Raw genomic sequence first — 23,810 nt, 5'->3', positions numbered from 1 at the left:
TAAGGGGAGGAGAGGAGATGAAATGGACGGATTTGCATCGTTGATCGCGGCCTGCGCACTGTTTGTGGGCAGCCATTTTCTCCTCTCTCACCCGCTTCGCGCACCGCTTGTCGGGCGTATGGGTGAAAAGGGCTTTCTTGGCCTTTATTCGCTGGTTGCGCTGGTTAGCTTTGGTTGGATGGCTTGGGCATATCGTCGGGTTGAGGCCGGGCCGCTCTATTGGGCGCCGACTGATGCGATATGGGTCGTTGCCAGCCTGCTCACACTGCTTGCCGCAATCCTCTTTGTCGGCTCCTTGCGGGGCAATCCCGCGCTGCCTGATCCGCAGGGCGATGCTATCCGTTCATTGGCCGCAAAAGTGCCGACGGGCGTGTTTCGGGTAACGCGCCACCCGATGATGTGGGGATTTGCACTGTGGGGAGTGGCCCATATGCTCATCGCGCCGCGTGCCGACAGCTTTGTCTTGGTCGGCAGTATCGTCTTCCTTGCGCTCGCAGGCTCTTATGGTCAGGACAGGAAGAAAGAAGCCGCTCTTGGCAGCGCCTGGACGAAATGGGAAACGCAGACCAGTTTCTTGCCGCGCCTCACACAATTGTCCCGCATCGAACCGCGCATCCTGCTGATCGGCACGGTTTTCTGGCTGCTCGCCACCTGGGGGCACAGCTTTTTCGGCTATGCCGGTGCCGGCATCTATCGCTGGTTATAAACGCACCATCCGCATTCCTGCCTCACCATAGCGTGGCCCTGCAGTGCAGCCGCGCGGTGCAGCCGCCTCCAGTTTCGCAAGGTCGTCAGCATCGAGGATGAGGTCGGCAGACTTTGCGCTGTCCTCCATGGTTGCGCGCCGCTTGAAGCCGGGGATCGGTACAATGTCGTCACCCTGTGCCATCAGCCAAGCAAGGGCGACCTGTGCGTGTGACGCGCCATGCTTTGCCGCCACTTCTCCGACCCTATCGACCACTTGTAGGTTGGTGGCGAAATTCTCGCCTTGATAGCGCGGGTCACTGCGACGCCAGTCATTGGCGGGCAGGTCTTCCAGGCTGCGGATCGATCCTGTCAGGAAACCGCGGCCGAGCGGCGAATAGGGCACAAAGCCGATGCCCAGTTCGCGACAGACCGGCAAAATTTCCTCTTCCACGTCACGCTCCCACAGCGAATATTCGCTTTGCAGTGCGCTGATAGGTGCAACGGCGGCGGCGCGACGCAGCGTCGCAGGGCCAGCCTCGGACAGCCCGATGTGGCGGATTTTGCCTTCTTTGATGAGGTCGGCCATCGCGCCGACGGTGTCCTCGATCGGCACATTGGGATCGACGCGGTGCTGATAGAATAGATCAATGCAATCAATTCCGAGCCGTTTGAGGCAGCCTTCAACCGACATGCGGGCATTGGCCGGGGATCCGTCTACACCGACAATCTTGTTGCCATCGAACTGGAAACCGAATTTGGTCGCTATCACCAGTCCGTCGCGCTTGCCCTTGATCGCTTCGCCGACCAGTTCTTCATTTTGAAAAGGGCCGTAAATCTGTGCGGTATCAAAAAAGGTGATGCCCAGATCGATCGCACGGTGGATCGTTTTGATCGCCTCGTCAGGATCGGCATCACTGCCATAGACGATATTGCCGCCCTTGATCATCGGCATGCAGCCAACGCCAATGGCGCTAACCTTCAGGTCGTTACCCAGATTACGATACAGCATTGGCTTTGTCCTTTTCGGGTGCCTCAATGGCGGTGGCAAGCGCGACGTCCATCTGCACATTGCCGGTGGTGCGGAAGATATCGGGCAGCGTTTCAACTGCGATCAGAAGCGCCAATGGTTCAACAGGAATACCCAGTGCGAGGCAGATCGGCGCGATTGATGTCACGAAACTGACCGTGCCGGGCAGGCTGACCGCGCCCATCGAGGTGAGTGCCGCAATGAAGATTGCAAAGGCATAGTCAAACCCGTCAAGCTGCACGCCGAACCAGTTGGCGACATAGAGTGCGACGGCAAGGTTCATGGCGGGCCCGGTGACGCGCAGCAGTGCAACCGCCATCGGAAGCACAAGCCCTGCGGTCGATTCCCTTACGCCCAGCGCCTCGGCCTTTTTCAGCATCAGCGGCAGGCTGGCGAGCGAGGATTGGGTGGAAACGGCAAAGGCCTGCACCGGGGCGATTTGCCGTGCATAATCGGTGAATTTGACCTTTCCGGCGAACACCGCGACCGGATAGGCGAAGGCGCCGATCACAATGCCGACCATCGACATGGTGACGATATAATGGCCCAGTGCGCCCAGTGCCGCGAGGCCGGAGCGTTCGCCCACGACAAAGGCGAGCGCGAACACACCAATAGGAGCCAGTTTCAGCACCCATTCAATCACGATGACCATCGCATCGGCCAAGGCACTGAAAAAACCGGCCATCTGGGCACGGGGTTCCTGGTTCAGTCGCGTCACGGCAAAGGCAAAGACCAGCGTGAAGATCAGCAGAGGCAGGATGGAATCATTGGCTGCAGCGGCGATCGGATTGGTTGGTACCAATGCCACGATAAAGTCGCGCAAGGCAGGCTGTTCGGCAACGGCTGGCGCAGTCGTGAGCGCTGCACGCAGCGCTTCGGCGCTTTCAGCGGGCATCGGCCAGATCGTCAGGAACAATGGGGTCAAAAGCGCGCCCATCGCCGCTGACAGCGTCATCATCGCGACAATCCAAGCCACTGTGCGCGCCGCCATCGGCCCTGCGCGCGCGGCTTCAGCACTTTTTACAATCCCGGTTACCAGCAGGGCAACGACCAGCGGCACCACGGTCATTCGCAGGCCGTTGAGCCAGAGCGAGCCGGTAATATCCAGCCAATAGGCCAGCGTATCGCCAACTTTGGGCAATTGTGCCGCTGCGATTATGCCAAGGGTAAGGCCAAGGGCCAGAGCGATCAGGATACGGGTTGCGTTCGACATGCGCTGGGGTCTTGCCAGCGTGTCGCACCCTATGCAAGGGAGTGACGCAACAAGTGTTGCCGTAAACTGGGCTGGCCGCACTGCATCAAGGATCAATATGGCGCGCAAATATTTTGGAACCGACGGGATCAGGGGACGGACCAACGCCGGCGCAATGACTGCGGAAATGGCGATGAAGGTTGGCCAGGCGGCGGGCGCGCACTTTCTGCGCGGCGATCACAAGCACCGCGTCGTGATTGGCAAGGATACCCGTCTTTCTGGCTATATGGTTGAAAATGCCCTTGTTGCGGGCTTCACCAGCGTCGGCATGGATGTGGTGCAATTCGGTCCGATCCCGACGCCGGCAGTTGCCATGCTGACCCGATCCATGCGGGCCGATCTGGGCGTGATGATTTCGGCCAGCCACAATCCTTATGAAGATAATGGAATCAAGCTGTTCGGTCCTGATGGTTTCAAATTGTCCGACGAGGATGAACTGGCGATTGAGGCTCTGCTGGATCAGCCGCCACTGCTCGCCAAATCGATGGACATTGGCCGCGCCCGCCGGGTTGAGGATGCGCGTGGGCGCTATATTCATGCGGTCAAGACGACCGTTCCCGAACATGTCCGTTTTGACGGACTGCATGTGGTGCTCGATTGCGCCAATGGCGCTGCCTATCAGGTCGCGCCTGCCGCAATCTGGGAATTGGGCGCGAAGGTGACGGCGATTGGCGTCAACCCCAATGGCAAGAATATCAATGACCGGATCGGATCGACCCATCCGGCGACGTTGCAGGAAACCGTGGTCGCGGCAGGTGCCGATATTGGCATTGCGCTGGATGGCGATGCCGACCGGCTGATCGTGGTCGACGAAAAGGGTAGGGTGGTCGACGGCGACCAGATTATGGCATTGCTGGCGACATCGATGAGCCGCAACGGCCTGTTGCGCGGTGATGGCATTGTCGCGACGGTGATGTCGAACCTCGGCCTTGAACGCTATCTGGCAAGCCAACATCTGCAACTGGTCCGCGCCAAGGTGGGCGACCGATATGTGCTGGAAGAGATGCGCGCACGGGGCATGAATGTCGGCGGCGAGCAATCGGGACACATGATCCTGCTCGACCATGCGACCACGGGTGACGGCACGATCGCGGCGCTTCAGGTGCTCGCCTGCCTTGTCGAAACCGGCAATCCGGCAAGCGAGATGCTGCATTATTTCGATCCTGTGCCGCAACTGCTGAAGAATGTCCGTTTCGCAGGCGGAAAGCCGCTGGAAAAGGCAAGTGTTCAGGCGGTGATTGCCGATGCCGAACGCGAATTAGAAGGCAATGGCCGACTGGTGATCCGGCCTTCAGGAACCGAGCCTGTCATCCGCGTGATGGCAGAAGGCGATGATGCCAAGCAGGTGCGCGCCATTGTCGAGCGTATCTGTACCGCGGTTGAGGAGGCAGCGGCCTGATGCTGGCGATGCGCCCCGATTGCGAACGCTGTGGCACCGATCTGCCGGCGCAGCATGGCGGGGCGTTCATCTGCTCGTTCGAATGCACCTTTTGCGCCGACTGCGCCGATGCGCTGGACGAACGTTGCCCCAATTGCGGTGGTGAATTGCTCGACCGACCAACGCGCAGCGCCAAATTACTGAAAAAATATCCTGCCTCAACCGAACGGAAGCATAAGCCATGAGCATCGCACGCATCCTGATCATTGCTGGCTCGGACAGCGGGGGAGGTGCGGGGATACAGGCTGATATCAAGACGGTCACCATGCTTGGCGGCCATGCCATGACGGCCGTTACGGCGATCACGGCACAGAATACCCTCGGCGTCGATGCAGTGCATATGGTGCCGACGCAGATGGTGATCGATCAGATTGCAGCCGTTGTCAGTGACCTTGGCGTCGATGCCGTCAAGATCGGCATGATCGGCAGTGCCGAAACTGCCCACGCCGTTGCAGACAGTCTTTCCGAACTCAATTGCCCGATTGTGTTCGACCCGGTGATGGTGGCGACCAGCGGGGCGATGCTTGCCGATGATGCGACGATTGCAGCTTTTGAACGGCTGATGCGCATTGCCGCGCTGACCACACCCAATCTTCCGGAGCTAGAGGCTTTGGGCGGGCGCGATGCCTTGCTCGAAAAACGCTATCCCTTGCTGATCAAGGGTGGCCATGCCGAGGGCGACCATATTGTTGATCGGCTCGATCTCGCGCCCGACCAGAGCGTGGAATGGACCGATGCGCGGATCGAAACCCGCAACACCCATGGCACCGGTTGCACGCTGGCCAGTGCGATTGCGACCGGCTTGGGGCAGGGGTTATCGTTGCAGCAATCGGTGGAGCGCGCGCGCCTCTTTGTCCGCCTTGCTTTGCATGATGCGCCCGGACTGGGTCAGGGCCATGGCCCGATGGGGCACGGATCGGTCCGCGAGGATGCAATGGTTGCAGGTCCGTCGCTCAATCAGGTGACGCTGGGTTGCCGCGATTATGCAAGTTCGGTCGACTTTTACCGGGCATTGGGCCTGCAACAGATCGTCGCAAGCCCGGCCAACGGCTATGCCCGGTTCGAGGCCCCCAATGGCGTGACCCTGTCGATCCACGCCGGTGACGAAATTGCCCCATCGGCGACGGTGTATTTCGAAAGCAAGCGCTTGGACGCATGGGTTAGTGAACTGGCAAGCGAGGGCTTTGCCTTTGAACAATTGCCGCGTGATGAGGAATGGGGCTGGCGCGAGGCGCGACTGCTCGATCCTGCGGGAAATATGATCTGCCTCTACAGCGCCGGAGAAAATCGGCGCTATCCGCCGTGGCGCATATGATCGTTGGCGTTGACGAAGCAGGCAGGGGCCCGCTTGCCGGGCCTGTTGTCGCTGCGGCAGTGATCCTGTGCGATCAAGGCATAGACGGCCTTGACGACAGTAAGAAACTGAGCGCCAAACGCCGGGCTGAGCTTGAGGCATTGATCAAGAAACACTGCCGCTGGGCGATCGGCATCGCCGAGGTTGAGGAGATCGACCGGATCAACATTTTGCAGGCGACGATGCTTGCAATGACGCGGGCAGTGGACGCTCTGCAATGCGAACCGATGCAGGTTTTGGTGGATGGCAACCGCCTGCCGAAATGGCGCTACCCTGCAGAGGCGGTTGTCGGCGGGGATGCGCTGCATCCCTGCATTTCAGCGGCAAGTATCATCGCCAAAGAACATCGCGACCGGTTGATGCGCAGTTATGACGCGGTCCATCCGGGCTATGGCTGGGCCACCAACAAGGGCTATGGTTCGGCTGTGCATCTGGAGGCATTACGCCGACTTGGCCCTACGCCGCTGCACCGGACGAGTTTTTCGCCGGTCGCCCAGCTCATTCTTCTGTAACAGAATGTAAAATTTGACCTGTGAGTCTTTGCAGCAACACCACTAGGGGTTGAGTCCGACGGGAATCGCCAGACTCTATATGTTGTGACGGACTCCTTTCGTTCCCCCCAAATGGGCTGAATCTCACGGAATCTCATAGGCTTTGCCTGTGGAAAACTTGTTGACCCAGACTCAAATCCGACTCATTCCGGTCGCTTGTTTGAGAATGGGAGCGCGTTTGAAATGGGTGTGTTGGAGAAGATCAAGACCAAACCGGCTGCAGCCAAGACGGTGGTCCTGACCGATAAAGAGACGCTTCCGCTCGATTCCATCCTCAAAATGGACTGCATTGAAGCGATGCGATCGCTTCCCGATGCCTGCATCGACATGGTCTTTGCTGATCCGCCCTACAACCTGCAATTGGGCGGTGATTTGCATCGCCCCGATGGCAGCCAGGTTGATGCGGTTGACGATGAATGGGACAAATTTTCCGACTTTGCCGCTTATGACGCCTTCACCAAGGCATGGCTGGCCGAGGCGCGTCGCATTTTGAAGCCTGATGGCACTTTGTGGGTCATCGGCAGCTATCACAATATTTTCCGCGTCGGTGCATCGCTGCAGGATGAAGGCTTTTGGATCCTCAACGATATCATTTGGCGCAAATCGAACCCGATGCCCAATTTCAAGGGCACGCGCTTCACCAATGCGCATGAAACGCTGATCTGGGCGGCGAAAAGCGAAAAGGCCCGCTACACATTCCATTATCGTTCGATGAAGACATTGAATGACGAATTGCAAATGCGGTCTGATTGGGTGATCCCGATCTGCGGCGGCAAGGAACGGCTGAAACTGAACGGCACAAAGGCGCATCCGACGCAAAAGCCGGAGGCACTGCTCTACCGCATCCTGCTCGCTTGCACCAATCCGGGCGATGTCGTCCTCGATCCTTTTTTCGGAACCGGCACAACAGGTGCGGTGGCGAAGCGCCTGCAGCGCCACTGGATCGGTTGCGAGCGGGAAGACACATATTGCAAGGTTGCCGAAGAACGCATCGAAATGGCCTTGCCACTCGATGAATCGTCGCTTTCGACGATGCAATCGCCCAAATCGCAGCCGCGCGTGTCGTTCGGCCAGCTGGTCGAAAATGGTTATATCCGCCCAGGTTCACAACTGATGGACAAGAAGCGCCGTTTTGGCGCGATCATTCGCGCTGACGGTTCGTTGAAATGGGGCGATAAATATGGCTCCATTCACAAGATCGGTGCGATGACGATGGACGCGCCGAGCTGCAATGGCTGGACCTATTGGTATTATCAGACACGGACCGGAGAGATGAAGTCGATCGACGATCTGCGTCAGACCTATCTCCTCGCGAATGAGCCGTGAGACGTATCTATCTTCGCCCCTGCGGCTTTGTCGATACGCCCGTCGGTTTTGACGGGCAGGTCGCACGGCTTGCAGGGACGATGCAATATTTCTCCGCGTTGGAATTGATAGAAACCGAATTCGGCAAACGCATCGCCCGCACGCTGGTGGCACTGGCTGATTTGGATGGCCGACTGGCCAAGTTGCCAGATGATCTGGAATACCGCGCGCGCAAACAGTTCACAAATTGTGTTTCGCCGCGCCGGCCTCTTGCCATGGGTGATCGCAACATTCCGCTTGATCAGCCGCGCGTGATGGCCATCCTCAACTGCACGCCTGACAGCTTCTCCGACGGCGGAAAGCATGGTGAAGATCCCGACTCTGTTGCCGAAACTGGCGGGACGATGGCCGCCACCGGGGCCGCAATCATTGATGTAGGCGGTGAATCCACCCGTCCCGGCGCACCGCTGGTGTGGGAGGGGGATGAGATAAAGCGCATCGAACCGGTGATTGCCCGCTTGGCGCGCGCCGGCCATGCGGTTTCCATCGACACGCGCAAGGCCGCGGTGATGCAGGCAGCGCTGGGGGCTGGCGCTGGAATGATCAACGACATTTCGGCACTGCTATATGATGACCGTGCGCTTGAGGTGGCACAGGCATCGTCCTGCCCGATTGTTTTGATGCATGCGCCCAGTCAGGGCAGCGATCCGCACAAGAATGACGGCTATCATGACGTTGTTTGCGATGTGTATGACTGGCTGGAGCAGCGCGTTGAGGCATTGGTTGCAGCAGGCATTGATCGCCAACGCCTGTTGATCGATCCGGGCATAGGTTTTGGCAAGTCGCTTGCTGACAATCTGGCGCTGGTCAACCATCTGGCGCTGTTTCACGGCATTGGTTGCCCGATCCTGTTCGGGGCCAGCCGGAAACGGATGATCGGGGCATTATCGAACGAAGCTGAGGCGAGCGAACGGTTGGGCGGTTCGATCTTTCTTGCGATGCGCGCGGTTGAACAGGGCGCGCATATCGTTCGTGTGCATGATGTGCCGGAAACGGTGCAGGCGATCCATGTCTGGCGCGGGCTGCGGGATGCAGCGCTCAGTGCCATCAGCTGAATAGCACAGCACAGTGTAAACGCCGCATTGCAGGTCTGCCCCCGCAAGAGCAATATTTGCGCATTGGGTGAGGGAGAGCAGCATGATCGCCAAATATCTTATCGGCTATATCGCAACCGGAATATCTTTTGCGCTGATCGACAGCGTCTGGTTGCGCACCATGTATGGCCGGCTCTACCAGCCCGAAATTGGCGATATTCTATATAAGGGTGGCTTCCGTATGGGGCCCGCCATCGCCTTTTACCTGCTCTATATATTGGGCATGATGATCTTTGCCGTTGGGCCCGCACTGCACAGCGGCAAATGGCAGACCGCCTTGGTGTGGGGCGCGCTGCTCGGTTTCTTCTGCTATATGACCTATGATCTGACGAGCTACGCCGTGCTCAAGACATGGAGCCTTAAGGTCACGATCCTCGATATCATCTGGGGCACATTCCTGACCGGATCAGCTTCGCTTGCTGGTTGGTGGCTGACGACCCAGATAGCCGGTCGCGGCTAGGCGGCGTTGCTATCGATACCCAGATCGGCGAGTTTGCGGTAAAGCGTCGAGCGACCGATACCCAGACGGCGGGCAACTTCTGTCATGCGGCCACGATAATGGCCGATGGCAAGGCGGATGACATCAGCCTCGATTTCCTCAAGCGGTCGTAAATTGCCATCCTGTTCGTAAAGTGAAACGCCAATGCCTTCGCTCATCTGCGACAGGTTGGCGCCATTTTTTCCGACCATGGCGGCGATCTGCGGAAACTCTTCCGGCGTCAGCGCGTCCCGGTCGCACAATACGGCGGCGCGGAACAAGGCGCTTTGCAACTGGCGGACATTGCCCGGCCAATCATAGGCTTTCAAAAGCGATAATGCCTCATCGGTGATGCCCAAGCTGCGCAAGCCCGGTTGGCTCGCCATGCGTCCGAGGAAATGGCGGGCCAAAGCGGGAATGTCTGCAGTGCGTTCGCGCAAGGGCGGGATATGCAGTTGCACGACGTTGATCCGATAGAACAGGTCTTCGCGGAAATCACCATCGCGCAATTTTTGCGAAAGATCATTGTCGCAGGCGGTAATCACGCGAACGTCGATCCGGTAGCTATGCGGAGAGCCCAGAGGCTGAATTTCATTCTCGGTCAAAAGGCGAACGAGGCGCACCTGTGTTTCGGTCGTCAGATGATCGATTTCATCAAGGAAGATCGTGCCGCCATCGGCCTGCTGGACCATGCCCACGCGCCGGTCAAATGCGCCGGTGAAGGCGTTTTTTTCATGCCCGAAAAGCACCGAATCGAGAAGATTTGGCGCGATTGCGCCGCAGTTGATCTTCAACAGCGGCATGCGCGCGCGCGGACTTGCGGCGTGGATCGCGTCTGCCACCACCTCTTTGCCGACGCCGCCTTCACCTTCGATGAAGATCGGAACCTTGCTGCGCGCAGCCTTTGCGGCAATCGCTAAGGCGGTGCGGAATGCGGGCGCGGAACCGATGATTTCCTCAAAACCCAACGGGTGAGTGATCTTTTCGGTGAGCGGCTGAAGCTCGCCAAAATCTTTCGCATGTTCGGCGGCAAGGCTGAGCGCTGCGATCAGTCGTTCGGCAGCCACAGGCTTGATGATATAATCTGCCGCGCCCGCGCGCATCGCTTCAATCGCGCTGTCGGTCGATCCAATCGCAGTCAAAAGCAGGACGGGAAGGGCAGGGCGGCGGGCTTTCAACTCGGCAATCAGTGATGCCGCGTCGGATCCGGGAACCCATTGATCGAGGATGATTGCGTCAAGCATCATCCCTTCCTGCGTGCCGAGCATCGCAATGGCGGTTTCGGCATCGCGGGCGAAAATGGTGCGCCAGCCTGCACGGCCGGCGATCGCCGACACAAGCCTGCACTGGGCAGGCTCATCATCGACAAGCATCAGCAATCGTGTGTCTCGTTCCGGCATTCCGCTTCCATGTGCGCACTGGTGAAGCGTTGCGGTAACAACAATGGGTAAAGAGGCGATTAAGCATTGGAGATATTTTCTCACACCGTTGCGCTTGAGCGTTGCCGCGCTTGTCGTTATGGCCTGTCTCCATAGGGGCAATCGCCCGAAAACATCATGGAGGACAAATTGGCTGGTAATCAGGACATGCGCTCGGCAAACGAAACCTACACCGGTTTCCTTTCGCTGTTCAAATGGGGCACGATCATTTCCGCAGCGGTTGCCCTTCTTGTCATCTTGATCATCGCCTGACGTGGTGAAAATCGCTGTATTGAAGGAAACCGCCGCCGGCGAAACCCGGGTGGCGGCTTCGCCGGAGACAGTGAAGAAATTCATCGGGCTCGGTGCCAGCGTTTCGATAGAGGCGGGGGCTGGTGTTTCAGCTTCTGTGTCCGATACCGAATATGCAGCGATGGGCGCGACTGTAGGGCCGTTGTCCGCGACGGTTGCGGGCGCCGACATCGTCCTTGGCGTGCAAGGGCCGGAACCTGCATCGCTGAAAGGCGCTGCCAAGGGCGCATGGGTGGTCGCTGGGCTTGATCCATTTGGACAGCGCGCCCGGGTGGATGCTTATGCCGCCGCAGGATTTGAAGCGCTGGCGATGGAATTCATGCCGCGTATCACTCGCGCGCAATCAATGGACATATTGTCCTCGCAATCAAATCTTGCCGGTTACAAAGCGGTGATCGATAGCGCAGGTGCCTTTGGCCGCGCCTTTCCGATGATGATGACTGCCGCAGGCACGATTACCGCGGCCAAGGCCTTCATCATGGGCGTTGGCGTCGCCGGGCTTCAGGCCATTGCAACCGCGCGCCGTCTGGGTGCCGTTGTGTCGGCAACCGATGTTCGCTCTGCAACCAAAGAACAAATTGAAAGCCTTGGCGCGAAACCGATTTTCGTCGAAAGTGTGGCGGGTATCGAGGGTGAGGGCGCAGGCGGCTATGCTACCGAAATGTCACCCGAATATCAGAAGGCGCAGGCCGAATTGGTATCGGCGCACATTGCCAAGCAGGATATTGTGATCACCACCGCGCTGATCCCGGGGCGTGCAGCGCCGCGCCTGATCAACGATGCACAGATTGCCAGTATGAAACCCGGCAGCGTGATTTTCGATCTGGCGGTCGCGCAGGGCGGCAATGTCGAAGGATCAAAGCCGGATGAGGTCGTGATCAAACATGGCGTCAAGATCATCGGCTACACAAACACACCCGCGCATTTGCCTGCCGATGCCTCGGCATTATTTTCGCGCAACCTGTTCAACTTCCTCTCTGCCTTTTGGGACAAGGAGGCCGGCAAGCCGGTCCTTGATGAGGAGATTGGCGATGCGATCCGGCTGACCCGTGATGGCAAGGTGGTCAACGAGAGGCTGCTGGGTTGAAAGCGCTGGCATCGATTGCTGCCGTTGCAGCTGCCTTTGCAACCGTGCCGGTCGCAGCCGAACCTCTGACGTCGGTGTGGACACTGGAATCGACGGCGACAGCGGAAACACGCACAGTGCCGTTCGGCAAGCCATTCCTCGAAATGCAGCTCGTGCCCGCGCGCGTGGTGCAGATCGCCGGCGACGCCGAATGGGCACCCGGCAAGCAAGTCACTGCCGGGACATTGCTTTTCAAAGTGTATCAGGCCGATGGCCAAACGGCCTATTGCACCGCCAAGGATCTGTCCGGCAAAAATGCCGCGAAATCGCTTTTCATCCCTGCGCTCGACAAGAGGCCTTGCTTCATCGATGCCGATCATGACGGGCAGTTCGAAGCGGCCTTCACCGTGTTCGACAAATATGGCAGCGCGTTGACGCCGTCGGGCAATCTGAGCTCGGCGACGAAAATGGCGCGCCCAATCACCTATGCAATCGCGCCCGCCGGAGCCGTCCCGAAGCTCTATCGCGTGACCTTTGCACTGGTCGGAAGCCGCAAACCCGAAAAGTTCGGCGTCGAAGTGCGGCTGAAGAAGGGTGAAGGCAATCACATAGGCGAATTGCTCTATGCCGAGTCGCAGCGCGATGGTGCAAAACTGTCGTTCGCTAACATGTCGGTCACGATGCAAAGCGTGGTCGGCAAAGAGGCGGTGATCGATCTGGCGATCGACCCCGCGATGCTGTTTCTGGGGAGCAGCAACGGCATGTTCAACGGCGCATCGCCCAGTGCACTGCCAAAAGATTGGAATATGTGAATGGACTTCATCTCAATCCTATCGATCTTCGTGCTGGCCTGCTTTGTCGGCTATTATGTTGTCTGGTCGGTCACGCCGGCGCTGCATACGCCGCTGATGGCGGTGACCAATGCGATTTCATCAGTGATCATCGTCGGCGCGCTGATTGCGGCGGCGGCGAGTGGCGCGCCGGGTGCGAAGTGGCTCGGACTGATTGCGGTGGTTCTCGCCAGCGTCAATATCTTCGGCGGTTTTGCCGTCACGGAACGGATGCTCGCCATGTACAAGAAAAAGGACAAGTGACCCATGACGCTTGATCAGTTCAAGACGTTGCTTTCGCAGAAGCGTTGGTGGGTAGCGTTGGTCGTCATTGTAGTGATGGGCTACACGTTCGGAAAAGATATCGCGCTGCGGGATAATGCGCGCGATGAAGCACAACAGGGAGCGAACTGATCATGGAACATGCAGCCGTTCCCGCATGGGCCATGCTTGCCTACCTCGTATCCGGGGTCTTCTTCATTCTCGCACTGCGGGGCCTTAGTTCACCAGCCTCGTCGCGGCGGGGCAACCGCTTTGGCATGGCGGGGATGCTGATCGCCGTCGTCACCACTTTGGTCACGCATGAAGTCGCGGCGCTGCCGGAAATCCTGGCGGCCATTGCCCTGGGCGGCGCTATTGGCTGGGTGATTGCGCGCAAGATCGCGATGACCGATATGCCGCAGCTTGTGGCGGCATTTCACAGCCTTGTTGGCCTTGCCGCCGTGCTGGTGGGCGTCGCTGCCTATCTCAACCCGGAAGCCTTTGGCATCCTTGACGCAAGCGGCGAGATTTTGACCGTTAGCCGTGTCGAAATGGGCCTTGGCGTTGCCATTGGTGCCATTACCTTTTCAGGATCGGTCATCGCTTTCCTGAAACTGGCCGGCAAGATGTCAGGTGCGCCGATCATGCTGCCGGGCCGCCATGTGATCAATCTGGGCACATTGCTCGCGATCATCGGACTTACGGCTTATTTCGCGATACTGCCGACTAGCGGCACCGAATGGGTGTTCTGGACGATTGTCGTCCTCTCTTTCCTGATCGGTTTCCTGCTGATCATCCCGATTGGCGGGGCGGACATGCCGGTCGTGGTGTCGATGCTGAACAGCTATTCGGGTTGGGCAGCGGCGGCGATGGGTTTCACGCTGCACAACAGCGCGATGATCATCACCGGTGCGCTGGTGGGCTCATCGGGGGCGATCCTGTCCTACATCATGTGCAAGGCGATGAACCGCAGCTTCATTTCGGTGATCGCTGGCGGTTTTGGTGCCGAGGCATCGGCCAGCGGCGGCGAAGCCAAAGAGCAGCGCCCTTGGAAGCGCGGCAGCGCAGAGGATGCCGCCTATATGATGCAACAGGCCGAAAGCGTGATCATCGTTCCCGGTTACGGCATGGCAGTGGCGCAAGCGCAGCACGCGCTGCGTGAAATGGCTGATCTCCTCAAGAAAGAGGGCGTCAGCGTCAAATATGCGATCCATCCCGTAGCAGGGCGCATGCCGGGCCATATGAACGTGCTGCTCGCCGAAGCGAATGTGCCTTATGACGAGGTGTTCGAGTTGGAGGACATTAACAGCGAATTCGCCCAAACCGATGTCGCCTTCATCATTGGCGCCAACGATGTGGTGAACCCCGCGGCAAAGACCGACAAAAGCTCACCCATTTACGGCATGCCGGTCTTTGATGTGGACAAGGCCAAGACTGTCTTTTTCATCAAGCGCAGCATGGGCGGCGTCGGCTATGCCGGTGTCGACAATGATGTCTTTTACATGGACCAGACGATGATGTTGCTGGCCGATGCGAAGAAGATGGTCGACGATATTGTGAAGGCCTTGCAGCACTGATTAGCTTCACGCTATTGAATTGAGCAATACGCCGCTCCAGCGAAGGCTGGAGCCTATCTCGCCCTTCGGTTCAAGCCGTGGACGTGATGGGCACCAGCCTTTGCAGGGGCGGCGATCTTGTTTTGAAGGATGGTTGGAAAATGCGCAAAATCGGTCTGATCGGCGGCATGAGCTGGTATTCGACAGAATTTTACTACCGCCGGATCAACAAACAGGTGCAGCGCCGGGCCAACGCGATGTGCAGCGCGCCCATGATCCTCGACAACCTTAATTTCTGTGACATTGCGCGGGCTACGACCGAGCAGGATTGGGATCGGGTCGGCGACGTGCTGGTCGCTTCGGCCAAAAGATTGCAGGATGGCGGCGCAACCGCAATCCTGATCGGCGCGAACAGCATGCACAAAGTGCATGACCGGGTGGCGGCTTCGGTGTCCGTGCCTGTGCTCCATATCGCCGATGCGGTTGGTGTGAAGATGAAGGCCAACAAGGTTGAAAGCGCGGCGTTGATCGGTACGCGCAATGTCATGGCCGAAAGTTGGTATCGCCAACGCCTCGTCAAACATGGCGTCACGCTTTTGCCATGGGAAGCCAATGACGTCGCCGAGCTGGAGCGGATCATCTATGAAGAATTGATGGCCGGGCAGGCCGTGCGCAATTCGGAACGCACATTGAAAACGATGATCACCGAAATCGATAAGGATGGTGCGGATGCCGTAGTACTGGGCTGCACCGAATTGGGTATGATTGTTGATACCAAAGCCAATGTCCTACCCATTTATGACAGCGCGGAAATCCATGCGGATGCCGGCGTAGACTGGATTTTCGGCGACGCGCCCTAGGCAATGGCCACACTATCGTGACCATCCTTGTTCTAGTGCCGCATGGCTCTTGGCAATCTTGATTTCATCGGGCATCCTTGGCGCATGAGGATGAGGATCTTGGCCAGCGTTGCGGCCCTTGCAACGATTTCGTCGCCGCTTGCGGCCAAAACCATTGCCGTTGCCCCCGGGCCTGATGCACAATCGCGGCTGCAGGAAGCGCTGATCACCGCCGAACCCGGTGATGTGGTTGAGCTTGGCAGCGGTCGCTATCAGTTAACCGACGGGCTTTCGCTCGATGTGCCAAAGGTTACCGTGCGCGGGCAGGGTAGCGGGCAGACTATCCTTGATTTTACGGGGCAGTTGGGTGCCGGTGAAGGGTTGCTGGTAACATCCGACGATGTGATCCTGCGCGATTTCGCCGTTGAGAACAGCAAGGGCGATGGGATCAAATCCAAGGGTGCTGATCGGATTGTCTATTACCAACTGCGCGTCGAATGGACCGGCGGGCCCAAGGAAACCAACGGTGCCTATGGCATTTATCCGGTCGAAAGCCGCGACGTGCTGGTCGATAGCGTGCTGGTGCGTGGCGCGTCGGATGCCGGCATCTATGTCGGGCAGTCGCGCAACATCATCGTCCGCAATTCGGTCGCGATGGAAAATGTCGCCGGGATAGAGATTGAAAACAGCTATGACGCTGACGTCTATGACAATCTGGCAACCCGCAATACCGGCGGCATATTGGTGTTTGACCTGCCGAACCTGCCGCAAATGGGCGGTCGCAATGTCCGGATTTTTGAAAATGTCGTGGTTGATAACTCGACACCCAATTTCGCGCCCAAGGGCAATATTGTCGCCAATGTCCCAACCGGCACCGGCGTGATGGTGATGGCCAACCGCAATGTGCATGTCTTCGACAATATGCTCGGCCAGAATGGTACCGCCAATGTGATGGTCGTTGGCTATCGCTATCCGCAACAGGACCCCAATTATGATCCGATCGCAAAGGGCGTCGCGATTTGGGGCAATCAGCATGACAAGGCTGGATATGATCCGAAATTTCCGGGCAGCGCGCAGATAGCAGCCGCACTCGGCGGAAGTCTGCCTCCGATTTTCTGGGATGGTGCAGGCGGCGATGCGGCCAAGCCGATGGTTGCTGATACTGTTCCTGTGCTCTCGCTGGGCCTTGCTGATCTTGCGGCCTCTCCCGAAAGCGCGCAGCCTGCGATGCTGGCGGCAAGCAGCGACCTTCCGGCCGAATTGCCCCGGATCGTCCTGCCGGAATCGATGGAGGCCGCGGTTCGTTAATGCGTTTGCTGCTCGCTGCGCTTGCCTGCCTTGCGCTGTCGGTATCGGTAAAGGGGAAGCCGGCGGCGATTGATACGGCGGCGATCACCGCGCCTGCATATCCGCCCTTATTGTCGCAATTCGGGTTTTTCACCGGCGGCGCAGACCGGCCCTCGCCAGCACTGCTGCCCTATGCGCTGCGCACGCCGCTTTTCACCGACTATGCAGAAAAGCAGCGCTTCCTCTATCTGCCACCTGGCGCGTCCTATAGCATCGCTAGCGATGGCCGCCTGCAATTTCCGGTCGGCAGCGCGCTGATCAAAAGCTTTGGCTATCATGATGCCGCAGGCCGGCTGAAGATTATCGAGACACGCTTGCTGTTGCATCGTGCGGATGGTTGGGTGGCGCTGCCTTATGTCTGGAAAGATGATGGCAGTGACGCCGAGTTAAAGCTTGGCGGTGCGCGCAAGCCGGTGGCGTTCAAAAAGCCCGATGGCACAGCAATGGCGATCAACTATGCGGTGCCCAATAAAAACCAGTGCAAACAATGCCATTCCTCGAAAGATCAGTTGATGCCGGTCGGCCCTGTCTGGTCGAACCTATCGTTTCAAAGCCAAAAGGCAGAAGCGGCCTTTGCCTTACGCGCCCTGACGCCGCTACCTCCACGGCCGCTAGAGGCGAAATGGGATGATCCAAAATCGGGAACGGTGGATGCGCGCGCGCGCGCCTATCTGCGCGTCAATTGCGGTCATTGCCACAAACCCAGTGGCTCTGCCTCCAATTCCGGGCTGTTTTATGACGACCATCTAGGTTCGCCGGCCTCGTTAGGCATCGGCAAGCGCCCGGTGGCTGCGGGCAGGGGTGCGGGCAATTTCGATTTTGCGATTGATCCGGGCCATCCCGAACGGTCGATCCTGATCTATCGGATGAAAAGCACTGACCCCGGCATTGCCATGCCCGAACTAGGCCGCGCCAGCGTCCATGACGAAGGCGTTGCCCTTCTAGAACAATGGATAAGGGCTATGCCGCCGGGGTGATGGCTATTGCCGCATCATGGCCGGCAGACGATACCGCCCTCCGCCCCAGGATTCGAAATAACCTTCGATTGATGGATGGTTTACGGGTCCGTTTTCGGCATCAGGCAGCAGGTTTTGCTGGCTGACATAGGCGATATAGCTGCTCTCGGCATTTTCCGCGAACAGATGATAAAAGGGCTGTTCCTTGGATGGCCGCACGCTTTCGGGGATCGCCTGATACCATTCCTCGCTATTCGCGAAGACCGGATCGATATCGAAAACAACACCGCGGAAATCAAAGATGCGATGGCGCACCACTTCGCCAATTGAAAAACGCGCTTCTGCAATCTCGGGCATTGGGGGACTCGGTGTCATGCTCCCAATATCGTGACCTTTCCGCTTTTGTGCAAGCTACCGCTTGGCAAAGTGCAAATCATTCGCTAATGGCCGCGCTCTGTCGCACGGGCAGGCCTGAGAATGGCCAAGACCAAGCCCATGACATGTGCGGAGAGGTGCCGGAGTGGTCGAACGGGGCGGTCTCGAAAACCGTTGTGCGAGTAATCGTACCGAGGGTTCGAATCCCTCCCTCTCCGCCATATACCCAATAATTTCAATATCATATGGATCGCTAGGGAATCTTACCCACCTTTCTACCCACCTTTGTGCGACGGCTAGGCGGCGCGCGCTTCGCACTAAACGGCGCCCCCACCCCCACGTAAAAACCTGACCAGCCAGACCCCACCGGGGTGGCACCCCCGTTTCTTGTGTATGGGACCCACAGTTCCTTGGTGCATGTTATTGTGCGCTGCCGATTAAGTACCACAACCGCTGGAATTGGCTTCGGAGTTAGCCGCGCTTGGTACCGTTGCTTTGGTTCAGACGTTTGCAATGCTCGTGCATCCTAAAAGTATACCACAATGCAAACTACTTTTTGTTCTGACCTTCGCACTCAACCACTTCGGGTTGTCCTGAATCGAAGACGACGCAGACATCTTCTTTGGGCTTCTCTTTGGGCATCGAGAGAATAGCACTTTCGATATTTTTTGCGCCACCAGCGTCCTGGCAAGCTTTCAGCCAGTGATCGTATAATTCTGGTGTATTAAGTATATCGGATTTTTCGAGAATCCATCGGGCGCATTCCTCTTTCGTTCCACCTGAACAAGCAGAGGCAACAATGCAGAAAACGGAAACCGTGACGAATTTTTTTGACATCATTTGACTTTCCCCACGTTCAGCCACTCCAATCGCCTTCTGGTGATTGCAATATGTAGATACTCACGTGTTTGGACAAGTTTGTTGCGCAAAGAGGGGGTGTCAGCCATCAAAGCCGGATGAATATAGTCATACTGTCGGGCGCAGGCATATCTGCCGAAAGCGGGCTTGCAACATTTACAGGTAATAACGGTCTTTGGAATGGTCACCGTATTGAAGATGTGTGCACCCCGGATGCTCTCGAACGCAATCCAGATGCAGTCTGCGCTTTCTACGACGAACGAAAAGCAGATAACGCGCGAGCCGAGCCAAACCCAGCACACAATGCCTTGTCGAAGCTTGAACGGCATTGGCAGAAAGCTGGCAAGGGTCAATTCTTGTTGGTGACGCAAAACGTGGACGACCTGCACGAACGTGCTGGGTCGGAGTGTGTAATCCACATGCACGGCCAACTCAATTCCACTTTCTGCATGGAGTGCGGTTGGCAAGGTCCAAGGTACGGTAGGCTGGAAGGCAATCGAGCGTGCCCAGTATGCGAACGCGACGCGCTTCGTCCCGATATTGTGCTTTTCGGAGAGGCCCCACGACATATGCGCCAGATTGAAGAGGCGTTGGAGAAATGCGATCTGTTCGCGGCTATTGGTACTTCAGGAACGGTTTATCCTGCTGCAGGTTTCGTTGAAATCGCAAAGGCCCATGGCGCCGAGACGCATCTTTTTGATGTCCAGCTAACTAAGGGAAGCGCCTACTTTGATAACTGTCATCTAGGAGCGGCGGGAAAGACTGTTTTTGTATGGGTCTCTAATAAAATAGGCGCTGTTTTGACTGAATACACTGCAAGATAGTGTTGTAATCTCAGCCTTGCTTCGCGAGTAAGCGTCAATCCCTCCGCCTATCTTCTCCAAACTTTTCCTTCAATTTTCCGAAACCGAAGCCGAAAAGCGTAAAAATTAACGCCATGAAAACAAAAATAGATAGGCTAGCCATTACGCTCGCTTCGTAGCTTGCATCACTGCGCGTCGGGATGGATATCCCGAATACTAGCGCTGGAAAGACATACATAGCAAACGTAAGAACATAAGAAATGCAAAATGCGCCGACTGTATAGTATCTTACAACCGAATGGCCTTTATCTTTGCGATATAGCCGTCTAAAAATGAAGCGTCCCGAAAAAAGGGCGAAAACCCAGCTTATAATAACCGACATCACTGTAATCCTGTCTAACGGGCCTAGACCTGTATCTAATCTAGGATGTCCTCGTTTGCGAGGTCAAGCGCCTTTGACAAGGCGTGTTCTCTAATCAGACTTTTGGTCCTTTGGTTCGGTCCATGACGATGCCAATGGCATAGCCAATTCCTCCGAATATTGCGGCAAAAAGGACGACAAAAAGTGTGATGAATAAGAACGCTTCACTAGCAGCCGAAACTGACAGTTCATCAAAGCGATACCAAAGTTCGACGTACTCTTTCAGTAAGCTAGACAGCCCCCAAACCAAACCTATTGCGGAGCCTAAAGCGAAATATTTTCTTTTGCGCCATCTGCCGTCATCTGACCGCATCTGATAGTGGTAAGCTAAAAATCCCAAAAGTAATGGCAATAATGTCAGAACGATCGCAACGTCTATGTCTTCTGCCATTTAACAATACCCCCAATTTCGTTCTCATTATTCGAAGTTTGATTTTAGCTGGTAAGACTGATGGATCAATGCCTATCTTCAGTCGAAGACATACGGATCTGAACCCTCTGGAGCGACTTATAGCCGGTCTTCGTCATGCGTTGCGTTTTACTGGCTTCCTTCCCATTGTCCGGGTCGATCCCGGTGCCACCATTCTGAGTGCGAACATCAGCTCTTCAGTCTCGTGGAAAAAAACCGCCATCTCATGGCGCTCCTGACGTTCAGGCTTCGTTTGGCCTGCGTTTTGGAAATTCCAGTGCTCGCTGCCTCGCGTGATAGTTTCCGGCTTACGAGCACCGTGATAGCGGCAGACCATCATTCCATAAGCGGCTGGGTTGCGGCATTGGTCGCCCCGTGCCTTGCACTTGGCTTTACAGCGTTTTGTTTTGCCGGAGAGGATGTTTGGAAGGGGCATCGGTCTGATTTCTTACATTACATCTGCCGAGGTGCGTCCTGGACGGGGACTAGTTGAATTGTTCGCTGACCTCATCAAAGCACGAACAGAGTCGGGGGGTGTCCAAAAAGTCCAAAACCTTAGTTTCTGGATATTTTTTCAAGCGGTCCAAGTCCAAGAAGTCCAAACCCCCTATAGGGGTTGGACTTTGGACACCTTTTTCTGGACACTCGTTCACTGCCACAGCCAAGCCTCTCCACTGCCGTCAATGCCAGATTGCAAGTAGCCCCCTGAGGTTAAGGCGGTGACAAGCCGCCGAGCTTCATTAGTCCGTTTGTTGGACGCTTTAGTTGTCAGCGTGAATGCGACGCCAGCGATGGCATCCTCGACTTTGATGCAGTGTGTCTGTGTATCGCACCCAGCCTGTCCGGTATCGGATGAGGTGCTCAGCGAACGCCGTATAGTTGAGAGAGCAAGCCTCTGACTTTGACCTTTAGGTTCAGGCTTACGGAAGATCGCACCGGTATCAGGACCCACAGCACAACTGCTGATTTCATCACCGTCTGCGTCGGTACCCAGCACCACACGGTGCAAATGGAAGGCAACCTGCTTGCCATCTTCACCATCCTTAACCTTCGCAGCAGACCAGAAGCGGCTGGTAGCATTGCGTTCCACCTGGATGGAGCCGTCTAGTGCAGCAAGCAGAGAGCTATGGCCGCGCATTCCCTTAGATGCATCTTTACCGGTATGGTGAACAACCAATACCAGCCCTCCTGTGATTTCCTGTAGACGCTTCATGCCCGCAAGAATGCGGCCCATGTCTTGGCTAGAGTTTTCGTCCAACCCCGGTGCTGCTCGGTTAAAAGTGTCGATGATCACAACGCCCCATGGAGGAAGGAGCGCGGCAAGCTCATCGACCTGTTCCGGCTCGGCCAGTTGGAAAGGCTGAGGCATGGCTTTGAAGCCGAAAGGCAGGCGCTTGCCATTGTGCGCCTCCCAAGCCTCTACACGGTTACGCAACCCTCCCTCACCTTCAAGCATAACGTAAGTGACGTCACACGGCGTTGTCCGATGCCCAAACCAGTCTTGGCCCAATGCAATGCATGCCCCGAGGTCCTTGGCCAGAAACGACTTACCTGAACCGCTCGGACCAAAGATTGCGGCGATGCCCGTAGTTGGCAGCAACCCCTTTACGCGCCACTGGATCGGCTGGATGGCCATGATTGCTGCACGGTCGAGAAGACGGAAGCGGGAGCCACTCGGGGGCAGCACAGAAGGTACGGAGGGCGCAGGCGCCTTCCCCAGCCAACCCTTGGACTTAGCGAGCATGAACAATGAGCCGATAGTAATTGGCTTTTTGTGGTTCGGATCGAACTGTTTCCAAGCGTGTTCAAAGCCATCATCGGTATAGCGAGGGCTTGTTTGCGACCAGCTGCGCATCACTTCTTTTGCTGCATCTCCGTATTCACGACGAGCCGCGAGCATAACACCGAACCAGTAGCCAACGACAGGCTGACCATCTGGCCCGAAAATGTAGCCATTCCCACGCTCAACATCGGAAGAAACGAAGGAAAGTGCGTCTTCAAGAATAGCAACATCCGTCTTGCTCGAGTTTGCAAACATGCGACCAAGTGCCGAAAGCGGTTTTGCAGCGGGCAAAGTACTAGGGGGCGCAGTAACTGCGCCCCCGTTCCCTAATCCCTGCGACTGATAGCCATCCAGCATTTGCTGGAATTCCTCAGGGGACAACGGCTTCATGACAACACCGATGCCATACGATAGTAGCGCTCATGGATGCCAGTATCGTCGGGCGCCTCGATACCCTTACGCGCGATAGTACCGGGCATCTTCGTGATGCGGGACGCGTTGAACACCCCCGTGTCGACCTTCACATTATCAGTGTCATACTTGCGGGCCATTGCTTGCAGCATCTTTTGACAAAGCAATTTGCTCGCATCGTCGTTCGGCAAGTCGACAGGAAGGTAAATATGCACGCCGTTGCCCGAGTTCACCGTTAGGGGGTTAAGGCCTTTGCTAAAAAACGCATCTTTCTCTAGCTCGTACGCCACTTTGAATATCTCATCGATCTCATCGTCGGTAGCAGGCTGGCTAGTCATTGCGCGATCGAAATCCACCAGAAGATAACGGCGGCCAATGATGTCAGCGTCCTTTACAGACAGGCCGTTTTGCTCATCCCCCCGGAATTCGGGGCTGATGAGGTTGAAGCAGGTGTAGACGTTATAGCCCTGCTGATTGAGCAAAAGCGCCCTATCTTCAAAAGCGCGCTGACGGTCTACCAAGCTTGGATATCTCGTCGCTGTAAACGTGATGTTCTTAATGGGCTGAGGATCAGGAACACCCTTACCCCAAATTGCACGAAGATGGATGGGATTATCCTGACCAACCGCCAAGACACCCCAGCCTTCAATCATGCCGTTACGCTGCTGCGTCTCTGAAATCGGCCAGATCATTACACCGCCTCCTGCGTTGAAGCGCAACGATCCATGATCCACGCGTCGACATCACGCTCGAGCCAACCAACAGCACGGCCGCCGGGGATGATAGTAAACGGTTTAGGAAATTGCCCCTTGGCGACCATGTCCGCAAACTTAGCGCGACTAACGCCCACACGATCGCGAGCTTCAGAAGGCCGGATCACCCGCATAGAAGGAGGATTTACGGCAGTAACTTCGAACAT

28 protein-coding genes and 1 tRNA gene are annotated in these 23,810 nt (G+C 56.9%); 19 read left to right on the top strand and 10 right to left on the bottom strand.

Annotation, left to right across the window (positions count from 1 at the left end; genetic code table 11):
- Positions 1–22 precede the first annotated feature (22 nt).
- Entirely contained in the window at positions 23–706 is a 684-nt protein-coding gene (locus RSE16_11140) for an NnrU family protein (GenBank protein ID WRH75257.1), read from the top strand.
- Here RSE16_11140 and RSE16_11135 read toward each other — a convergent pair.
- Complete coding sequence (locus RSE16_11135; GenBank protein WRH75256.1) at positions 701–1,696, bottom strand: aldo/keto reductase; 996 nt, start codon at positions 1,694–1,696, stop codon at positions 701–703. The two genes, RSE16_11140 and RSE16_11135, sit on opposite strands and share 6 nt — an antisense overlap.
- Positions 1,683–2,927, bottom strand: a complete 1,245-nt coding sequence (locus RSE16_11130) for a cation:dicarboxylase symporter family transporter (GenBank protein WRH75255.1) — start codon at positions 2,925–2,927, stop codon at positions 1,683–1,685. Before RSE16_11130 ends, RSE16_11135 begins: the two co-directional genes overlap by 14 nt.
- Positions 2,928–3,024: 97 nt before the next feature.
- Here RSE16_11130 and glmM point away from each other — a divergent pair, with 97 nt between their 5' ends.
- From glmM to RSE16_11095, 7 genes are all read left to right on the top strand, one after another.
- On the top strand, positions 3,025–4,365 hold the full coding sequence (gene glmM / locus RSE16_11125; protein WRH75254.1) for a phosphoglucosamine mutase: 1,341 nt from the start codon (positions 3,025–3,027) through the stop codon (positions 4,363–4,365).
- Positions 4,365–4,589 (top strand): DUF1272 domain-containing protein, encoded by a 225-nt coding sequence (locus tag RSE16_11120; GenBank protein ID WRH75253.1) that lies wholly within the window; start codon positions 4,365–4,367, stop codon positions 4,587–4,589. The genes glmM and RSE16_11120 overlap by 1 nt, the downstream gene beginning before the upstream one ends.
- Positions 4,586–5,719, top strand: coding sequence for a bifunctional hydroxymethylpyrimidine kinase/phosphomethylpyrimidine kinase (gene thiD / locus RSE16_11115; protein WRH75252.1), 1,134 nt, complete (start codon positions 4,586–4,588; stop codon positions 5,717–5,719). The genes RSE16_11120 and thiD overlap by 4 nt, the downstream gene beginning before the upstream one ends.
- The gene (locus tag RSE16_11110; GenBank protein ID WRH77349.1) at positions 5,716–6,270 is read left to right on the top strand and encodes a ribonuclease HII; all 555 of its coding nucleotides are present in this window, start codon (positions 5,716–5,718) and stop codon (positions 6,268–6,270) included. The genes thiD and RSE16_11110 overlap by 4 nt, the downstream gene beginning before the upstream one ends.
- A 222-nt stretch (positions 6,271–6,492) precedes the next feature.
- Positions 6,493–7,635, top strand: coding sequence for a site-specific DNA-methyltransferase (locus tag RSE16_11105; GenBank protein ID WRH75251.1), 1,143 nt, complete (start codon positions 6,493–6,495; stop codon positions 7,633–7,635).
- On the top strand, positions 7,632–8,729 hold the full coding sequence (gene folP / locus RSE16_11100) for a dihydropteroate synthase (protein WRH75250.1): 1,098 nt from the start codon (positions 7,632–7,634) through the stop codon (positions 8,727–8,729). Before RSE16_11105 ends, folP begins: the two co-directional genes overlap by 4 nt.
- An 82-nt stretch (positions 8,730–8,811) precedes the next feature.
- A complete protein-coding gene (locus RSE16_11095; GenBank protein WRH75249.1) occupies positions 8,812–9,228 on the top strand; it encodes a DUF2177 family protein in 417 nt (138 codons plus the stop codon).
- Here RSE16_11095 and RSE16_11090 read toward each other — a convergent pair.
- Complete coding sequence (locus RSE16_11090) at positions 9,225–10,646, bottom strand: sigma-54 dependent transcriptional regulator (GenBank protein WRH75248.1); 1,422 nt, start codon at positions 10,644–10,646, stop codon at positions 9,225–9,227. The two genes, RSE16_11095 and RSE16_11090, sit on opposite strands and share 4 nt — an antisense overlap.
- 168 nt (positions 10,647–10,814) lie before the next feature.
- Between RSE16_11090 and RSE16_11085 the strand changes: the two genes are divergently transcribed.
- From RSE16_11085 to RSE16_11045, 9 genes are all read left to right on the top strand, one after another.
- On the top strand, positions 10,815–10,937 hold the full coding sequence (locus RSE16_11085; protein WRH75247.1) for an aa3-type cytochrome c oxidase subunit IV: 123 nt from the start codon (positions 10,815–10,817) through the stop codon (positions 10,935–10,937).
- A gap of 4 nt (positions 10,938–10,941) precedes the next feature.
- Positions 10,942–12,063: an NAD(P) transhydrogenase subunit alpha gene (locus tag RSE16_11080; protein WRH75246.1), complete on the top strand. Its 1,122-nt coding sequence runs from the start codon at positions 10,942–10,944 to the stop codon at positions 12,061–12,063.
- The gene (locus tag RSE16_11075) at positions 12,060–12,854 is read left to right on the top strand and encodes a hypothetical protein (GenBank protein WRH75245.1); all 795 of its coding nucleotides are present in this window, start codon (positions 12,060–12,062) and stop codon (positions 12,852–12,854) included. Before RSE16_11080 ends, RSE16_11075 begins: the two co-directional genes overlap by 4 nt.
- Complete coding sequence (locus RSE16_11070; GenBank protein WRH75244.1) at positions 12,855–13,136, top strand: NAD(P) transhydrogenase subunit alpha; 282 nt, start codon at positions 12,855–12,857, stop codon at positions 13,134–13,136.
- 3 nt (positions 13,137–13,139) lie between these two features.
- Entirely contained in the window at positions 13,140–13,286 is a 147-nt protein-coding gene (locus RSE16_11065) for a hypothetical protein (GenBank protein ID WRH75243.1), read from the top strand.
- A 2-nt stretch (positions 13,287–13,288) separates the two neighbouring features.
- Positions 13,289–14,710 (top strand): NAD(P)(+) transhydrogenase (Re/Si-specific) subunit beta, encoded by a 1,422-nt coding sequence (locus tag RSE16_11060; protein WRH75242.1) that lies wholly within the window; start codon positions 13,289–13,291, stop codon positions 14,708–14,710.
- 140 nt (positions 14,711–14,850) lie between these two features.
- A complete protein-coding gene (locus tag RSE16_11055) occupies positions 14,851–15,549 on the top strand; it encodes an amino acid racemase (protein ID WRH75241.1) in 699 nt (232 codons plus the stop codon).
- Positions 15,550–15,639: 90 nt separating this feature from the next.
- Positions 15,640–16,836 (top strand): parallel beta-helix domain-containing protein, encoded by a 1,197-nt coding sequence (locus RSE16_11050; protein WRH75240.1) that lies wholly within the window; start codon positions 15,640–15,642, stop codon positions 16,834–16,836.
- A complete protein-coding gene (locus tag RSE16_11045; GenBank protein ID WRH75239.1) occupies positions 16,836–17,852 on the top strand; it encodes an SO2930 family diheme c-type cytochrome in 1,017 nt (338 codons plus the stop codon). Before RSE16_11050 ends, RSE16_11045 begins: the two co-directional genes overlap by 1 nt.
- 3 nt (positions 17,853–17,855) lie before the next feature.
- On the opposite strand, the gene hspQ is transcribed toward RSE16_11045, so the two are convergent.
- The gene (gene hspQ, locus RSE16_11040) at positions 17,856–18,188 is read right to left on the bottom strand and encodes a heat shock protein HspQ (protein WRH75238.1); all 333 of its coding nucleotides are present in this window, start codon (positions 18,186–18,188) and stop codon (positions 17,856–17,858) included.
- Between the two features lie 149 nt (positions 18,189–18,337).
- Between hspQ and RSE16_11035 the strand changes: the two genes are divergently transcribed.
- Positions 18,338–18,427, top strand: a tRNA-Ser gene (locus RSE16_11035).
- Between the two features lie 328 nt (positions 18,428–18,755).
- Here RSE16_11035 and RSE16_11030 read toward each other — a convergent pair.
- Positions 18,756–19,070, bottom strand: a complete 315-nt coding sequence (locus tag RSE16_11030; GenBank protein ID WRH75237.1) for a hypothetical protein — start codon at positions 19,068–19,070, stop codon at positions 18,756–18,758.
- Between the two features lie 92 nt (positions 19,071–19,162).
- Here RSE16_11030 and RSE16_11025 point away from each other — a divergent pair, with 92 nt between their 5' ends.
- Positions 19,163–19,888 carry an NAD-dependent deacylase gene (locus RSE16_11025; GenBank protein WRH75236.1) on the top strand — a complete coding sequence of 242 codons (726 nt, stop codon included), beginning with the start codon at positions 19,163–19,165 and terminating at the stop codon, positions 19,886–19,888.
- 455 nt (positions 19,889–20,343) lie between these two features.
- On the opposite strand, the gene RSE16_11020 is transcribed toward RSE16_11025, so the two are convergent.
- From RSE16_11020 to RSE16_11000, 5 genes are all read right to left on the bottom strand, one after another.
- A complete protein-coding gene (locus RSE16_11020; protein WRH75235.1) occupies positions 20,344–20,679 on the bottom strand; it encodes a hypothetical protein in 336 nt (111 codons plus the stop codon).
- A 133-nt stretch (positions 20,680–20,812) separates the two neighbouring features.
- Positions 20,813–21,133 carry a hypothetical protein gene (locus RSE16_11015; GenBank protein WRH75234.1) on the bottom strand — a complete coding sequence of 107 codons (321 nt, stop codon included), beginning with the start codon at positions 21,131–21,133 and terminating at the stop codon, positions 20,813–20,815.
- A 213-nt stretch (positions 21,134–21,346) separates the two neighbouring features.
- The gene (locus tag RSE16_11010; GenBank protein WRH75233.1) at positions 21,347–22,870 is read right to left on the bottom strand and encodes an AAA family ATPase; all 1,524 of its coding nucleotides are present in this window, start codon (positions 22,868–22,870) and stop codon (positions 21,347–21,349) included.
- The gene (locus RSE16_11005; GenBank protein WRH75232.1) at positions 22,867–23,583 is read right to left on the bottom strand and encodes a hypothetical protein; all 717 of its coding nucleotides are present in this window, start codon (positions 23,581–23,583) and stop codon (positions 22,867–22,869) included. The genes RSE16_11010 and RSE16_11005 overlap by 4 nt, the downstream gene beginning before the upstream one ends.
- Positions 23,583–23,810: an AlpA family phage regulatory protein gene (locus tag RSE16_11000; protein ID WRH75231.1), complete on the bottom strand. Its 228-nt coding sequence runs from the start codon at positions 23,808–23,810 to the stop codon at positions 23,583–23,585. Before RSE16_11000 ends, RSE16_11005 begins: the two co-directional genes overlap by 1 nt.

Source organism: Sphingobium sp., from assembly GCA_035196065.1.
Taxonomy (GTDB): domain Bacteria; phylum Pseudomonadota; class Alphaproteobacteria; order Sphingomonadales; family Sphingomonadaceae; genus Sphingorhabdus_B; species Sphingorhabdus_B rara.
This window is presented reverse-complemented; position numbering and strand designations above follow the sequence as displayed.